12 protein-coding genes and 1 pseudogene are annotated in these 16221 nt (G+C 70.1%); 6 read left to right on the top strand and 7 right to left on the bottom strand.

Annotated elements, in window-relative coordinates; translation table 11 throughout:
- Positions 1 to 121: 121 nt before the first annotated feature.
- Both Raf01_RS34500 and Raf01_RS34495 read right to left on the bottom strand, forming a co-directional pair.
- Positions 122 to 1405, bottom strand: coding sequence for an ROK family transcriptional regulator (locus tag Raf01_RS34500; RefSeq protein WP_203922284.1), 1284 nt, complete (start codon positions 1403 to 1405; stop codon positions 122 to 124).
- Between the two features lie 429 nt (positions 1406 to 1834).
- Positions 1835 to 2302, bottom strand: coding sequence for a PPOX class F420-dependent oxidoreductase (locus tag Raf01_RS34495; RefSeq protein WP_203922283.1), 468 nt, complete (start codon positions 2300 to 2302; stop codon positions 1835 to 1837).
- Between the two features lie 156 nt (positions 2303 to 2458).
- On the opposite strand from Raf01_RS34495, the gene Raf01_RS34490 reads away from it, so the two are divergent.
- Both Raf01_RS34490 and Raf01_RS34485 read left to right on the top strand, forming a co-directional pair.
- Positions 2459 to 2692, top strand: a complete 234-nt coding sequence (locus tag Raf01_RS34490; RefSeq protein WP_203922282.1) for a hypothetical protein — start codon at positions 2459 to 2461, stop codon at positions 2690 to 2692.
- A complete protein-coding gene (locus Raf01_RS34485; RefSeq protein WP_203922281.1) occupies positions 2689 to 4224 on the top strand; it encodes a hypothetical protein in 1536 nt (511 codons plus the stop codon). Before Raf01_RS34490 ends, Raf01_RS34485 begins: the two co-directional genes overlap by 4 nt.
- A 67-nt stretch (positions 4225 to 4291) precedes the next feature.
- On the opposite strand, the gene Raf01_RS34480 is transcribed toward Raf01_RS34485, so the two are convergent.
- Complete coding sequence (locus Raf01_RS34480; RefSeq protein ID WP_203922280.1) at positions 4292 to 6397, bottom strand: amylo-alpha-1,6-glucosidase; 2106 nt, start codon at positions 6395 to 6397, stop codon at positions 4292 to 4294.
- Between the two features lie 3 nt (positions 6398 to 6400).
- On the bottom strand, positions 6401 to 6874 hold the full coding sequence (locus tag Raf01_RS34475; RefSeq protein ID WP_203922279.1) for an SCP2 sterol-binding domain-containing protein: 474 nt from the start codon (positions 6872 to 6874) through the stop codon (positions 6401 to 6403).
- A 372-nt stretch (positions 6875 to 7246) separates the two neighbouring features.
- Here Raf01_RS34475 and Raf01_RS34470 point away from each other — a divergent pair, with 372 nt between their 5' ends.
- Complete coding sequence (locus Raf01_RS34470) at positions 7247 to 7405, top strand: hypothetical protein (protein WP_203922278.1); 159 nt, start codon at positions 7247 to 7249, stop codon at positions 7403 to 7405.
- A 283-nt stretch (positions 7406 to 7688) separates the two neighbouring features.
- A pseudogene (gene ligD, locus Raf01_RS34465) lies at positions 7689 to 8684 on the top strand (non-homologous end-joining DNA ligase); the annotation flags it as partial.
- Positions 8685 to 9519: 835 nt separating this feature from the next.
- Here the strand turns inward: ligD and Raf01_RS34460 are convergent.
- Positions 9520 to 10248 (bottom strand): hypothetical protein, encoded by a 729-nt coding sequence (locus Raf01_RS34460; RefSeq protein ID WP_203922276.1) that lies wholly within the window; start codon positions 10246 to 10248, stop codon positions 9520 to 9522.
- Positions 10249 to 10799: 551 nt separating this feature from the next.
- Here Raf01_RS34460 and npdG point away from each other — a divergent pair.
- The gene (gene npdG / locus Raf01_RS34455) at positions 10800 to 11492 is read left to right on the top strand and encodes an NADPH-dependent F420 reductase (protein ID WP_203922275.1); all 693 of its coding nucleotides are present in this window, start codon (positions 10800 to 10802) and stop codon (positions 11490 to 11492) included.
- Between the two features lie 188 nt (positions 11493 to 11680).
- Here npdG and panB read toward each other — a convergent pair whose 3' ends face one another.
- Both panB and Raf01_RS34445 read right to left on the bottom strand, forming a co-directional pair.
- Positions 11681 to 12520, bottom strand: coding sequence for a 3-methyl-2-oxobutanoate hydroxymethyltransferase (panB, locus tag Raf01_RS34450; protein ID WP_203922274.1), 840 nt, complete (start codon positions 12518 to 12520; stop codon positions 11681 to 11683).
- An 83-nt stretch (positions 12521 to 12603) separates the two neighbouring features.
- Positions 12604 to 14595, bottom strand: coding sequence for an NAD+ synthase (locus tag Raf01_RS34445; protein ID WP_203922273.1), 1992 nt, complete (start codon positions 14593 to 14595; stop codon positions 12604 to 12606).
- 223 nt (positions 14596 to 14818) lie between these two features.
- On the opposite strand from Raf01_RS34445, the gene glnA reads away from it, so the two are divergent.
- Positions 14819 to 16171 (top strand): type I glutamate--ammonia ligase, encoded by a 1353-nt coding sequence (gene glnA / locus Raf01_RS34440; protein WP_203922272.1) that lies wholly within the window; start codon positions 14819 to 14821, stop codon positions 16169 to 16171.
- Positions 16172 to 16221 lie beyond the last annotated feature (50 nt).

Genomic DNA, 16221 nt, shown 5'->3' with positions numbered 1-16221 from the left:
TGAGTAGGGATCCCGGTCCCCCCGCCGGCCGGTCCGGCCCTGCCGATGGGCCGGCCGGTTCGGCCTACACGTGGGCCGGCCCGCGTCCAGGCTGGACGCGGGCCGGCCGGCGGCGGATGTGTCAGGCCGGGGTGGTGCTCATCCGGGGGCGTTGGGTGGGCAGGTCGGCGCCCGGGTAGGTGGTCGTTGTTCGCCGGCCCTCGCGCGGCCGGCCGCCCTCCGTGAGCAGTGCCGCCACCGGCAGCGTCGCGGCGCCGAACGCGACCGCGTCCGGGCCCAGTTGGCACAGCTCGATGGAGGTCTGGCCGAGCGGGTGGCGTAGCGCGTGCGCCGCGGCCGCCTCCCGGATCTGGGGCATCAGCTGGCCGCCCAGCGCCAGGCCCGCCCAGCCGCCGAGCACGATGCGCTCGGGGTTGAACAGGTTGATCAGGTTCGCGATGCCGGCGCCCAGGAAGCCGGCCGTCTCGTCGAGCACCCGGGCGGCCGTCTTCGACCGTCCGGCAGCGGCCAGAAGCGCGTCGACGCTGGACTGTTCGTCGTCGCCGGGTACGGCGCGGCCCGACCGGGCCTGCCGGTACCGGTCCAGGATGCCCTCCGCCCCGACGTACGCCTCCAGGCAGCCGTGCGAGCCGCACCGGCACGGCCGGCCGCCGTACATGATGGTGGTGTGCCCCCACTCCCCGGCGCTGCTCGTGGTGCCCCGGTAGGTGCTCCCGTGGGTGATGACCGCGGCGCCCACGCCCGAACCGACCAGGACGATCACCGCGTGCCGGGCGCCACGCCCGGCGCCGAACCACATCTCGGCCTGTCCCTGTGTCTTCGCGCCGTTCTCGAAGTACAGCGGTAGCTCGATGCCGCTGGCCCGGAGCATGTCCTCCAGCTCGACCGCGTCCCAGCCGATGGTCTGGGCGTGAACGAGCACGGAGCGGCCCTGCTCGACCGTGCCGGGGAGACCGATGCCCACGCCCAGGACGCTGCGCTCCTCGATGCCCGCCTGCGCGATGACCTCGCGCAGGCCCGAGGCGATCTGCATGACGATGGTGGCCGGATCGGGTCGCGGCCCGGACAGCGGGTGGTCCACAGTGGCCAGTCGGGTCATGGCGAGGTCGTACAGCTCCACCTTGACGCCGGTCTCGCCGACGTCGATGCCGATGACGTGCCCGTAGAGCGGATCGACGCGGAGCAGGACGCGCGGCCGGCCGCCGTCCGACTCGACCAGGCCGGCCTCGACGATCAGCCGTTCCTCGACGAGTTCGGCGGTAACGTTACTCACCGTGGCCGCGCTCAGGCCGGTGAGATGGCTCAGCTCGTGGCGGCTGAGCGGACCGTCGAAGAACAGCTTCGACAGCAGCGCCGCCCGGTTGTGGCGGCGCAGGTCGCGGACCGTGGTGCGCTTAGATTCCATCGCCTTCCATCTCTCCGAATCTCGTCCTCACCAGCACACCTGTGCGTCCGGACGGCAGTCTTGACTACAGCATGCCTCACGCATTAAATAAGGGTCATATTTTAAACCATGAATTAGGTAATGTCGCGGGTCTTTTCGCGTCACTTCGAGAGGGTGTCGCGCACTGTCCATCGAGGACACACCGCGCTGGCTTGCCGGGCGTAGCGCGAGGCCGCCCGGCTTTTCGGGTGCCCAGCGGCGGGCGGGTGTGCCCGCGACGGGCCGCGGCGACCGCCGGGCGGCGGGCGTGTGTGTGCCCGCGGTGTCTGCGGTGACCGCCACGCGGCGGGCGTGCCTGGCCGCGGTGCCCGGAGACGGAGAAGGCCGGCCCGGGAGAATCCGGGCCGGCCGAAGGCGTGTGACGGCCCCGAGGAGCGCGCCCCGCTGGGATCAGTCGTCGGCGAGCCGTGCCGGGAACCCGCCCGTCGCGATCGGGCCCCACCTGTCGATGGTGACCCGGATCAGCGACTTGCCCTGCTTGCGCATCGCCTCCCGGTACTCGTCCCAGTTCGGGTGCTCGCCGGAGATGCACCGGAAGTATTCGACCAGTGGCTCCAGTGCCTCGGGCAGGTCGAGGACCTCGGCGCGGCCGTCGACCTGGACCCACGGGCCGTTCCAGTCATCGGACAGCACGCACAGCGACACCCGGGGGTCACGGCGTGCGTTGGTAACCTTTGCCCGCTCCGGGTACGTCGAGATGACGATGCGCCCGGCGGTGTCCACGCCGCACGTCAACGGCGAGAATTGCGGACGGCCGTCGGCGCGGGTGGTGGACAGGATCGCGCGGTGCCGGGTGGAGAGGAATTCGACGAGGTGGTCGCGGTCGATGTGGGTGGTGGTCGCGATGGTGCGTGGCATACCTCCACTCTACGAATCCAGGGTGGCGGCGACCCAGACCAGTCGGACGACCAGTCTGGTTCGGCGCGTCCGACGCGGGGCGGCGTGTCCCTTGATGGGGCGAAAGCGAGGCTTGCTAGCGTCTCGGCTAGCAATTCGGCTAGCCGAGGAGTGAGCGTGGAACGGGTAACCGGACCCGAGATGCCGGCGCGGCGGTCGCGCTGGCCGAGAGTGCAGCTCAACACGAGGGTACGGGTGGAGGTTGAGCAGTTGCTCCAGCGGTTCGTCAACGACAACGACACCACCGTGCAGAATTCGGTCGACCTGGCGCTGGTCGAGTTCCTGGCGGCGCGCGGCTACCCGCTGCCCGCGGGCAACAGCGTCGCCGGACACCGGGGAGTGACGCGGTGACCGGGATTCCGAACCACGCGCCGCCGGGCCGCCGGTCCGACATGCCGGTGGCCGAAACGGAGATGGACGCGCACCTGCAGCGCACCGTGCGGCGCACCTCCGTCATGCGCCAGGGCTTCTACTTCGTGGTACTCATCGTCGCGCTGGCCGGGCAGGTGTCCGGAGCCGTGGAGACGTTGGGCATCCCGCTGGCCGCCGCCGTACCTGCGGTCGCCGCGCTGGAGCTGGGCGGGATCGTGGTGCTCGCGAACGCCGACGTACGCCGCCGGCTCGGTGAACGGGCGGTTGCCTCCCGGCTGCTGTCCGTGGCCATCGCCGCGGGCGCGGTGGCGTTCAACTGGCTCGCGCACGCCAATCACCTGCTGGGCGGGTTCTTCGCCGGCATGTCCGCGCTCGGCTACCTGGTCTGGCTGATGCACACCGAAAACCAGCGCCGGGACCGGCTGCGCGCCAAGGGCGACCTGCCGCCGACCACCCCGGCCTACGAGGTCGTCGAGCACTGGCTGCGCCATCCGTGGCTCACCCACCGGGCGAAGAGCATGGCCAAGGCCGACCCCCGGCTGGGTTTGTACGACTCGCTCACCGCGGCGCGGGCGGAGGTCCGGCGGGAGCGCCGGCAGGCGGCGATCTCGAAGGTGTTGCACCGCAAAATCCGGGGGGCGGTCGACCCGAACACGGCGGACATCGCCATCGCCGTGTACGACCTCGACGAGATCGCGACCCGGCTGGCCGAGGGCGCGGACTACGACGGCCTGACCGCCCTCATCGCGGCGGATCTGGCACCGGCTCGACTCGGACTGGACTCGGGGGCGCTCCCGGCGCCGGCCGCACCCGTGCGACCGGCGCAAGCGCAGCCGGCGCCCGAGGCGGCGGCGACGACGGCGACCGCGCCGGCCATCGACGCTCCGCCGGCCACCGATGCTCCGGTGCTGGATGACGCCCTGGCTCTGGATGACGCCCCGGCGCCGGCCGGGAACGCGCGTGCCATCGACAGCCCGACCATCGAGAGCCCGGTGATCGGGCCGCAGGCCCGGGCCGTGGCGAGGGTGGAGCCGGGTACCGTCTTCGACTCGTCCCTGTACCGGAGCCTGGAGGAACTCGGGCTGGGTCGGCAGTCCGAGCCGGGGTCGGGCCCCTCGGAGGAGCCGGCGCGCCGGGAGCGCACCCGCCGCTCTACCGGCAGCCAGCGCGGCTCGGCCCCGGTGAGGACGGCGCCGGCTGCGGATGCTCCGGCGTTGGAAGGCGCCCCGGCCGCCCCGGTGACCGGTCCGCTGGCGGACACGCTGCCGCCCCCCAGCGAGTCCACCGGTGGACGCGCGCGCCGGGAAGGGGCGCTGCGCAGCCTGGTGCACGGCACGCTGGACCGGCACGTGCAGGCCGGCGACGAGCGGGACGAGAGCTCACTCGTGGAACTGGTCGCCGACGTGCTGGACCTCGACGACCTCGACCGGATCACCGCGGCCACCTACGTACAGAGCTGGAACCGGGAGGGCTCGCGGGTGGCGGTACCCGCTCGTAACGGCTCAGCCTGAGGCGCGGCGCACATGGACCGCCCGCCGTCTGCGGCGACGGCGGGCGGGGTCCTACGGGCGGTACGGGTCAGCGCCGGGAGATCTCCGGCAGGGTGACCCCCAGCTGCGCGCGCAGGCCGGCCTGGCCCACCGAGACCCGGCCCCGCGCGAACGCGTCGAGGTGGCCCCACCGGCCCGGGATGTCGAGCAGTTCCATGTGGCCGATCCCCTCGGGCAGCACCGGCTCGACCACCAGGTGATCGCCCACCGGCTCCAGCCCGAGCATGACCTGGATGAGCAGCATCGGTGCGCCGGTCGACCAGGCTTGCGGGCTACACGCGGTCGGGTACTGCACCGGGTACATGGTCTCTTCGCGGCGGTACCCGGCGAACGCCTCGGGCAGCCGCCCGTTGAAGAACTCGGCCGCGTCCAGGACACCGGCCGCGACCCGGGCCGCCTCGTCCCTGAACCCGTACCGGCGCAGTCCCCAGGCGATGAACGAGTTGTCGAACGGCCAGACGGTACCCACGTGGTACCCGATCGGGTTGTACCGGACCTCGCCCTCGGCCAGGGTACGGATGCCCCAGCCGCAGAACAGCCGCGGTCCCATCAGATGCCGGACCAGCGAGCTGGCCTTGGCCGGCTCCACGATGCCGCTCCACAGCAGGTGGCCGATGTTCGACGACAGGGTGTCGACCTTGCGCCCGTCACCGTCCAGGGCCAGCGCGAAGTACTCCCCGTCCTCCACCCAGAAGTCCTCGTTGAACCGCCGCTTGAGGTCGGCCGCCTCGGTCTCCAGCCGGCTGGCCAGCGCCGGATCGTTCCAGAACTCCCGGGCCAGCCGGGCGCCGCGAATCTTCGCGTCGTACGCGTAGCCCTGCAGCTCGCAAGTCGCCCGCGGGTACCCCGGCATGCTGCCGTCGCGGTAGGACAGCGCGTCCCAGGAGTCCTTCCAGCACTGGTTCTCCAGTCCGCTGTCCTCGTTGCGGCGCTGGTAGGAGATATAGCCGTTGCCCATGAGATCGGCGTACTCGTCGATCCAGTTCAACGCCGCCCGAGCCTCGTACTCCATCCGCTTGACCAACGCCGTGTCGCCGGTCCACCGCTCGTACTCGTCCATCAGGATCACGAACAGCGGGGTGGCGTCGGCGGTCCCGTAGTACGGGGAGTGCGGCCGCTCCTCGAACGCGGTCATCTCCCCGTACCGCAACTCGTGCGGGATCTTCCCCGGCTCCTCGTCGCGGAAGTCGTCCAGCCGGCTGCCCTGCCACTCGCCGAGCACGGTCAGCGTGGTCGCCGCCAGTTCCGGCGTGAACGCCAGCGTCTGCAGGCTGGTCAGGATGCTGTCCCGGCCGAACATCGTCATGAACCAGGGCAGGCCCGCGGACGGCAGCGCCCGGCTGCGCGCGATGGTGGGGGAGAACCGCAGTGAGGCCAGGTCGATCAGGCTGCGCCGGTAGGTGCGCTTGAGCGGGTCCCAGTCACACTCCAGGCGGGGCGCCTGACCGACCCACTTCTCCAGATCCTGCACCATCTCCGGCATGCTGCGGCTGCGCCCGCTGCCCCAGGCGTGCCCGATGTGCACCTCGCGACCGCCCAAGCCGCGGATGTCCGCGTCCACCTGGATCTCGGTCTCCCACCTGCCGTCCGGTTCGACCCTGAACTTGAAGGTGATGCCCTGCTTGTCGAGCTTCGCATCCCGGGACGTGCTGATGATGGTCTGCCGGTTGTACGTCTGCCGCTCGTACCCGAGGATCAGCCGCTCCGGCTCGACCGTCGCGCTGTACTTGCCCTTCTTGGTCAGTGCGTCCTTGACCTCGAAGAGGTCGGCGAAATCGGAGCCGACCTCCAGGTGGATGCTGAGGTCGACCGCTTCGTCGCCGTGGTTGAACACGGTCAGCACCTCGTGGAAGCCCTCGCATACGGTGCGCTTGCGGACCACCGACAACTTGTTGTCGGAGTACACCGTTCCGGGGCCGGGCACGAGGAAGAAGCGGGTCTGAAAGTAGTGCAGGTCGTCGATGGACAGCGGGCTGAGCCGCTCGCCGTTGATGGTCATCACCCAGGTTGACAGGAAACGGGTGTCGTAGGAGAACATGCCGGTCGGCTCCGACGGGGATGCCTCGATGTCGCCGCTGGTGTCGCTGACCACGAAGGTGTTGCCGTCAAGGATGTTTACGGACGTCTCGCTCATGGCTCACCTCTCCTCGGCGCGGGCCGCTGTCGGGTCGACGGTCAACCCATGGGAGGTCGGGTACCCGGCGCTGACCCGGGGATGGCCGCGCTTCACGTTGTCCGGGTTCGCCGCCGCGCTGCGGGCGAGGTTGCGGGGGCCGGTGGACGTCGGTGGTCCGGGCAGCAGTCGCTGAAGCAGAACGGCCAGCTCCAGGTCGCCACTGGCGGCCGCCTCGCCGCGCAGCAGCGCCGCCATCGCGTTCATCTCGCCGGCGGCCATCTTCTCGAAGACGGGCGCCGGGGCGTAGAAGACCGTACTCGGCTCCCCACCCTCGCGCTCGACGGTGACGTCACCACGCCGGATGGTGACGAACCAGTGGTCGACGCTCTTTCCCCGATCCAGGTCGACCCGCACGCATCCGCTCACTTTCTCCAGAAGGGGCTCGTGCGCCCGTCTGGCCAGCCCTTCGAAGAACGCCTCGGTCGCACTCGTCATCGCTCGCCCCATCCCGTGCCGCGGAAAGCATGGATTCACCATCACCGGACACCGAGTGACCGGGCCTCACACCGGGAGGGTGAAGTCGGGGGTCTCTGCGCCGCGGGACCGCGCGAGGCCCGATGGCACCCGCTGCGGGCCGCCGGCGCCCGGTGCGGGTTCGCGGGTGCCGATGGCGATCAGGCAGCCTGCCTGCCGGTCTGCGCCGGCTGGCGGTGTTCGTGGCCGTCGCGCGCGTGCCGGACTGATCGGGCAGATTACGAGGAAGATGCCATAAGCCCGCCGAGTCCGCTGTTACGCTCGGTGTTGATTGATGAACCCTGTGTACTCAGAAATGGTTGTGTCAACGGCGTCGTCGGGGGGTGGCCAGGAATGGTCCGCAAGATCCTGACCTGGCTCTTCATAGGCTTTCTGATCTTCTTTGTGGCGAAGCGACCGGCTGCGGCAGCCGTCGTCGCTCGATGGATCATGGGCCTGCTGGGCGGCATCGCGACCGGTGGTAGCGATTTCATGAGCAACCTGATCCATTGACCCCGCGAGCGCATCCGGACAGGTCGGTACGCCGGTGACGAGCTGCGGCCAGAGGGCGCGAAAGGCGGGGGGAGCCGGCTGATCCGGCGCCGGGTACGGCGAGGGGCCGATCACCCACGGGGGAAGGCGGTCGGCCCCTGCTTCCTGCAACGTTACTTGACCGCGCAACAAGTTGTCGACACCCAAATTTCGGGAAAACCAACTGCGTCCGAACGGCCACTGTCCGTAGACGATCGGAGCAGCTGAGGGGACCGATCCGTCCGGGGTGACATAGGGTGCCGCCATGGCAAGCCGCAAGGAAGTTCTGGAGGTCGCCGGCCGGGAGGTCACCGTCACCAATCCCGACAAGGTGTTCTTCCCGCAGTCCGGTCGCACCAAGCTCGACCTGGTCCGCTACTACCTCGCGGTCGCCGACGGCGTACTGCGTGGCGTGGGCGACCGGCCGATGGCGCTGAAGCGGTACGTCAACGGTATCGAGGGCGAAGCCTTCTACCAGAAGCGCGCGCCGCAATCCCGGCCGGAGTGGATCGGGACCGTCGAACTGCGCTTCCCGTCCGGCCGTACCGCGCACGAAATCGTCGTCACCGACGCGGCGCAACTCGCGTGGGTGGTCAACCTCGGCTGCGTCGACCTGCATCCGCACCCGGTACGCGCGGTCGACCTGCAACACCCCGACGAGTTGCGGGTCGACCTCGACCCGGTCCCCGGGGTGCCGTGGTCGGACGTGCGCGAGGTCGCGCTCGTGGTGCGCGAGGCGCTGACCGACTTCGGGCTGACCGGGTGGCCGAAGACATCGGGATCGCGCGGCTTCCACGTGTACTGCCGGATCGAACCCCGGTGGACCTTCCCCGAGGTGCGCCGCGCGGCCGTCGCGCTCGCCCGTGAGGTCGAGCAGCGGGTACCGCAGCTGGCCACCAGCCGGTGGTGGAAGGAGGAACGGCACGGTGTGTTCGTCGACTACAACCAGAACGCAAAGGACCGCACGACCGCGTCGGCGTACGCGGTCCGACCGACCGCCGACGCCAGAGTCTCCACACCGCTGCGCTGGGACGAGGTGCCGGACTGCGTACCGGAGGAGTTCACAATGGACAGCGTGCCGGCCCGGTTCGCCCAGTCGGGTGACCCGTGGAGCGGCATCGACGACGCACCCGGTTCCCTGACCGCGCTGCTCGAACTCGCCGAACGCCACGCTGATGCCGGACTGGCGGACGCACCGTGGCCGCCGCACTTCGAAAAGCAGGAGGGCGAACCGACCCGGGCGCAGCCGTCGAGGAGGCGTGCGCCGGACGCGGGCACGGTACCGACGCCGGCCCCCGGGAAGTCGAGCGGACCGACCGGCCGCCGGCGCAGCACCATGCCGCTGATCGAGATTGCGAGAGCGGCCCGCAAAGACGAGGCGATGGCCGGACTGGAGCGCTGGAAGGCGCGGTACCCGCGGGTGTGGGAGTACCTCGAACCGGCCGACGTTCTCGTCGACTCGATGCGTGGGCGCAGCAGTACGTGGACCCGGATCCGGGTGAACCTGCACAACGTCCCGGAGGATGAGCGCCCGGCGCAGGAAGCTCTCGAGGTCGACTTCGACCCGTGGGGCGGCCGTCCACCGTCCGCGAATCCGTAGCGACCGGCAACCTCCTCGGGGACCCTCCACAGTCGACGATCGGGCCCTCGACGGGGTCGTGACGGCTCCCGCACACCGTCTGAAGGCGTGTCGGCGGAAAAAAAATTGTTGACCACCCCCGGCCGCGATTGCCGACCGGTCGATGTAGACATTGACTGCGGATCCCTTTATCGCACAACGGTTTTATGCGTTTCCGAATCGGGTAGAGATAGCGTCAGAAGGCAGCGCGCGGATACGTCTACTGTGGAGGACGCTCGACTTTCTGCGCGAATCGGTGGCGCTTAGGAGTTTTGCGGTGCACAGTAATCACATGGATAACAGCGGGTCCGCCACCAGGTACTACTGGTGTCTCCGGCATAACCGCGTTGAGACGAGCGGCAACGCGTGCGCGGAGCGGTATCGGCTCGGGCCGTATGGCACCGAGGCCGAGGCGCAACACGCACTCGAGAAGGTCGCCGATCGAAACGCGGAGTGGGACGCGGAGGACGCCCGCTGGTCAGGGGAGAGGTTGTGACCGGGCCGGAACAGACCGACTCGGAACCACAGCGATCTCCATCGGTTCTCTGAAGGAGAGAGACACTATGGCCGTAGCGAATAAGGCCACGACCACACCGGCCGCGAAGCGCTCGGCTGCGAGGAAGACCGTAGCGGCCGCCGGATCCACCGCGCGGAAGACCGCCACCAAGACCACCGCGGCCAAGCGCACGACCGCTGCCAAGAAGACCACCGCGAGGAAGACGACCGCCGCCAAGGCCCCGGCGAAGCGGGCCGCCGCCAAGAAGACGACCGCCGCGAAGAAGACGTCGCCGGCGAAGCGGACCACCGCCCGCAAGACCGCGCCGGCCAAGAAGGCGACGACGGCGAAGCGGACAACCGCCCGCAAGACCACCGCGGCGAAGAAGGCGACACCGGCGAAGCGGACCACCGCCAAGAAGACGACTGCCAAGAAGACCACCGCTGCCAAGAAGACCACGGCGGCGAAGCGGACCACCGCCCGCAAGAGCACCACGGCCAAGGCGACCACGGCCAAGCGGGCCACTCCGGCCAAACGCACCGCGAAGAAGGCGGCGCCGGCGAAGCGCGCCACGGCCACCAAGCGCGCGACGGCCACCAAGCGCGCCACGGCTACGAAGCGGACGAGCGCCGCCAGTTCCAGCACCCGTCGCACCGCCACCGCGAAGGCGATGCCGCGGCCGGCGCGGCGCACGAGTTCCGCTCGGCGCACGCCCGCGTCGTCATAACGCTCCGCCCTCTAGCGCGGACACCACAACAACAACCGCATCGACGGGACGCCGGCCAGGTCGGCGAGTGCCGCGCGCCAGCGCTCCCGCCGTGAGTCACAGTGCCCTGCGCCGCGAGTTCCGGCTGCTTCCGCAGCCCGCTCGCGGCGCAGGGTCGTTTTCCGCCGTGCGGGCGTTCTGCCGCTCCGCCGTTCTGTGGCCCCGCAGTCCCGCCGTTCTGGGGCCCCGCAGCCCCGCAGTCCCGCAGTTCTGCGGCCCAGCCGCGCGAGCGGCCGAAGAAGTGCGGGCGGCCGAAGAAGCGCGGGCGGCCGAAGAAGCGCGGGCGGCCGAAGAAGCGCGGCGCCACATCCGTTTCGGGCGTGTGACGCGTGGCTCACTATTGTTCTGCCGACGCCGTCGGTCGCAAAGCGGAGCCATCCTCGGGGCAGGGCGCATTGCGCACTCCAGAGCACGCGCATTGTGACGCGGTTTTCACGGCGGCCGGCGTGATAGAAGTCGCGGTCGAGTAATTCTCCGGTTCTGCCAGGATGGAAGCATGGCACTCGATCTGAGCACGCTCCCCGACGTCTCCAACCTGTCCGTCGGGATTCTCGGCGGCACCGGCGATCAGGGTCGTGGACTCGCGTACCGGTTCGCCCGCGCCGGGCTTCAGGTCCGCATCGGCTCCCGGTCCGCCGACCGGGGTAAGAGCGCCGCCGAGGAACTGGCCGCGCTGCCCCGCGTCGCCGATGGACTGCTCACCGGCGGGGACAATGTCTACGCGTGCGGCGCCGACGTGGCGATCGTCGCGATTCCCTGGGACGGACACGGCGAACTCGTCGCCTCGCTCCGGCCCTATCTGGCCGGCAAGGTGGTCGTCGACTGTGTGAACCCGCTCGGCTTCGACAAGCAGGGCCCGTACCCGTTGACGGTGGCCGAGGGCAGCGCCGCCCAGCAGGCGGCCGCGTTGCTCCCCGAGTCGACCGTGTGTGCCGCGTTCCATCACGTCAGCGCCGTTCTGCTCGTCGACCCGCAGGTCGGCCGCATCGACCTGGACGTGCTCGTCCTCGGCGAGGACCGGGAGGCGGTGGCGCTGGTACAGGCGCTGGCCGGGCGCATCGACGGCATGCGCGGGGTCTACGCCGGCCGGCTGCGTAACGCCGGTCAGGTCGAGGCGTTGACGGCGAACCTTATCGCCATCAACCGGCGCTACAAGTCGCACGCCGGGATCCGGCTCACCGACGTCTGATCGCGCCGTCACACGAGACGACGTGAGGTCGCGCCGCCGACCGGAACGACATGAGGTCGCGCCGCCGACCGGAACGACATGAGGTCGCGCCGCCTACCGAGGCGACCTTCGCGCGCGCCGTTACACGAAACGTCGCCGCCGCCCGGCTGACGACCGGACGGCGGCGACGATGACGGACGGAACCGTTCTCAGAATGTGTGCTCCGGCCCCGGGAAGGCGCCGTCGCGAACCTCCTCGGCGTACCGGGTGGTGGCCTCCCGCAGGACGCCGGCCAGGTCCGCGTACCGCTTGACGAACCGCGGCATGTGGCCGCCGGTACGCAGGCCGGCCATGTCCTGCCAGACCAGCACCTGGGCATCGGTGTGCGGCCCTGCCCCGATGCCGATGGTCGGCACCGGCACGTCGTGCGTGATGCGCTTGGCCACGTCGCCGGGAACCATCTCCAGTACCACCGCGAACGCCCCGGCCCGCACCACCGCTTCGGCGTCCGCGATCACCTCGTCGGCCGCGTCGCCCCGGCCCTGCACGCGGTACCCGCCGAACACGTGTTCGCTTTGCGGGGTGAAGCCGATGTGTGCCATCACCGGAATGCCGGCCGCGGTCATCGCCTCGATGGCCGGCGCGGTGCGCCTGCCGCCCTCCAGCTTCACCGCGTGGCTGCCGCCCTCCTTCATGAACCGGACGGCGGTGCGCAGCGCCTGGGTCGGCCCCTCCTCGTAGGAGCCGAACGGCAGGTCGGCCACCACCAGCGACCGCGATGTGGCGCCGACCACCGCCCGTACCAACGGAATCAGTTCGTCGACGGTGACCGGCAGGGTGGTCGGGTAGCCGAACACGTTGTTCGCCGCCGAGTCACCGACCAGCAGTACGGGGATGCCCGCCTCGTCGAAGATGCCGGCGGTGTACTGGTCGTAGCTGGTGAGCATGGCCCACTTCTCGCCACGTTCCTTGGCCAGGTGCAGGTCGCGGGTGCGCACCCGGCGGGTGGCGGGTCCGCCGTACAACGACGGTACGGAATCCTGGGACATCGATGTCTCCTCTGATCCTCGAGGCCGCGCCCGTGCGGTCCCCGGGTATACCGCCGATCGTCGCACCGGCTCCGGCCGTCCCGTCAGGTTTGAGTGGAGGATTTCACAGGATCGTGCGCCGGCGTGGCGATCGGGACGGCGGCCTCCCGGTACCGGTTGGTGATGGGCAGCCGCCGGTCGCGCCCGAACGCCTTGACGGAGATCTTCGTGCCCGGCGCCGACTGCCTCCGCTTGTACTCCGCCAGATCGACCAGGCGCAGTACCCGGTCCACCAGCGCCGCGTCGTGCCCGGCCAGGATCAGCTCCTCCCGCCCGAGGTCGCCGTCGATGTACCCGGCCAGGATCGGGTCGAGCGTCCCGTAGTCAGGCAGCGAGTCGGTGTCCAACTGGCCGGGGCGCAGTTCCGCGCTGGGTGGCTTGCGGATCGTGTTCTCCGGGATCGGCGGCTGCTCGCCGCGCCGTACCGCCTCCTCGTTGCGCCAGGTCGCCAGCCGCCAGACCATCGTCTTGAAGACGTCCTTGAGCGGGTTGAACCCGCCGACCGAGTCGCCGTACAGCGTGGAGTAGCCGACCGCCAGCTCGCTCTTGTTGCCGGTGGTCAGCACCAGGTGACCCTCCTGATTGGACAGTGCCATCAAGACAATGCCGCGGACCCGGGCCTGGAGGTTCTCCTCGGCCAGGCCGGACAGCGGGCTGCCGGCCTCCGCCATGTTCGTCAGGAAGGCGTCCACCATCGGCTGGATCGGCTGCACCCGGTAGCTCAGGCCGGTGCGCTTGGCCAGGTCGGCGGCGTCGTCCTTGGAGTGCTCCGACGAGTACGAGCTGGGCATCGACACGCCGACCACGTTGGACGGGCCGAGCGCGTCACAGGCGACCGCGGCGACCACCGCCGAGTCGATGCCGCCGGAGACCGCGATCACCACCGAGGGGAACTTGTTCTTCCGTACGTAGTCGCGCAGCCCGTGTACCAGCGCCTGCCACACCTCGGCCTCGTCGACCACCCGGTCGGCCATGCCCCCGTCCGCGGCCGGAGCGGCGGAACTACGCGGCGGGTGCTCGCCTCCGCCAAACCCCGGCTCCGGCTGTGCTCCCGCGGAAGCCGGCATCGCGCGGGACACCAGCACCCGCTCGATGTGCATCGCGTCACGCACCCCGGCCGCCTGCCGCTTGCCGATCCCGGCGCCGCCCTCCGAATCGCTGTCCACCTCGTCGTCGAACACGTCGGCCGGCCCCGACCGGCTCGCGTCCACAGTGGACTCGGGCAGTTCCAGGTCGTGTACCAGCAACTGCTCGGTGAACTGGACACCCCGGGTCAGCAGGTTCCCGTCGGCGTCGACGATCAGCGAGTCGCCGTCGAACACGAGTTCGTCCTGACCGCCGATCATGTTGACGTAGGCCACCGCTGCTCCGGCCTCCCGGGCCCGCCGGGCGACCAGCGACAGCCGCACGTCGTCCTTGTTCAATTCGTACGGCGACGCGTTGATGTTCACCACCAACCCGACTCCCGCCTGCCGGGCCACCGCGAACGGGCCGCCGGCCTGCCAGATGTCCTCGCACACGGTCAGCGCCACGTCCACCCCACCGATCCGGGCCACCGTCAGGGTGTCGCCCGGCACGAAGTAGCGGTTCTCGTCGAACACGCCGTAGTTGGGCAGGTGGTGCTTGAAGTACGTGGCCACGACCCGGCCGCCGTACAGCAGCGCGAGCGCGTCGCGCGGGCCGCGGTCGATGGGGGACGGAACGTCCTCGGGCGGGCCGGCGATCGTCACCGTGGCGCCCAGCCGGGCCGGGCCGTCCGCGTCGATGTAGCCGACAACGGTCGGCAGCTCGCCCAGTCCGTCGGCGGCCAGGTCGGCCGCGAGCTGGCGGAGCGTGTCGCGGGACGCGGCCACGAACGACTCCCGGAAGACCAGATCCTCGACCGGGTACCCGGTGAGCATCATCTCGGGGAACGCGACCAGGTGGGCGCCGGCTTCCGCGGCGCGGCGGGCCCACTCCCGGATGATCGCCGCGTTTCCAGGGATGTCGCCTACCACCGAATTGACCTGGGCCAGAGCGATACGCATAGTCGCCATGCCTCCATCTTCTCTCAGTGGATCGTCCCCGACACCCGGTGGGCAGGCCGCCGCACGGGACCCCGATCACCGCCGCCGGCCGCGCTGCCGCCCGGAGTACCGTGGGCGCCCGGCGACCCGGTGGCGACTGTGGATGGATGGCGTAACGTCGGCGTAACCGAACCGGGGGAGACTTGCCCGGTTGGGACCTTTTCAATCGGGCCCACGGTGTCGAGGGGTTGAGGTGGACCGTCAGCAGGAGTTCGTGCTCCGTACCCTGGAAGAACGTGACATCCGGTTTGTCCGGTTGTGGTTCACCGACGTGCTCGGCACGCTGAAATCGGTCAGCGTGGCGCCGGCCGAACTGGAGGCCGCCTTCGACGAGGGCATCGGCTTCGACGGTTCGGCGATCGAGGGCTTCGCCCGGGTGCACGAGTCGGACATGGTGGCCATGCCCGACCCGACCACCTTCCAGGTCTTCCCGTTCGAGGGCGGCGGCAGCGGCGAGAGCGCCCGGATGTTCTGCGACATCCTGCTGCCGGATGGCACGCCGTCCTGGGCCGACCCCCGGCACGTGCTGCGCCGGATGCTGTCCAAGGCGGCGGAGAAGGGCTTCACCTTCTACACCCATCCGGAGATCGAGTTCTTCCTGCTGGAGTCGCTGCCGCCGGACGGCGCCGCGCCGGTACCGGTCGACGCCGGTGGCTACTTCGATCACACCACCCACGCGGTGGCCCGCGACTTCCGCCGCCAGGCGGTGCTGGCTCTGGAGCGCATCGGAATCTCGGTGGAGTTCAGCCACCACGAGGTGGCCCCCGGGCAGCAGGAGATCGACCTGCGCTACGCCGACGCGCTCACCACGGCCGACAACATCATGACCTTCCGGCACGTGGTCAAGGAGGTCGCCCTGACCCAGTCGGTCGAGGCGTCGTTCATGCCCAAGCCGTTCACCGACCAGCCGGGCAGCGGGATGCACACCCACCTGTCGCTGTTCGAGGGCGAGCGCAACGCGTTCCACGACGGCGGCGACCCGATGAAGCTGTCCAAGGTCGCCCGCGCGTTCATCGCCGGCCTGCTCGTCCACGCCCGGGAATACACCGCGGTCACCAACCAGTGGGTCAACTCCTACAAGCGGCTGTTCCCCCAGGCCCTGCCGGACCGGATCACGGAGTCCCCGGCGTACGTGTGCTGGGGTCACCTGAACCGCTCGGCGCTGGTGCGGGTGCCCGCGTACGGCAAGCCGAACTCGGCCCGGGTCGAGGTGCGCTCGCTCGACTCGGCGTGCAATCCATACCTTGCCTTCGCCGTCATGCTCGGTGCCGGGCTCAAGGGCATCGAGGAGGGGTACGAGCTCCCGCCGGGTGCCGAGGACGACGTGTGGGCGCTGTCCGCCGCCGAGCGCAAGGCGATGGGGTACGAGTCGCTGCCGCAGAACCTGTCCGAGGCGATCGACGTGCTGGCCAGCTCGGAACTGATGGCCGAGATCCTCGGTGAGCACGTGTTCGACTTCTTCCTGCGCAACAAGCGGCAGGAGTGGGAGCAGTTCCGCCACCAGGTCACCCCGTACGAGCGGCAGCGGTACCTCGGCCTGATGTAGCGGCCGGTCGTCAGCGATTCCGGGAATCCCGGTTGCCCGCCGGGGTTACC

This window comes from Rugosimonospora africana (assembly GCF_016862975.1).
Classification (GTDB): Bacteria; Actinomycetota; Actinomycetes; order Mycobacteriales; family Micromonosporaceae; genus Rugosimonospora; species Rugosimonospora africana.
The sequence above is the reverse complement of the archived record's forward strand: the minus strand, read 5'-3'. Positions and strand labels throughout refer to the sequence as shown.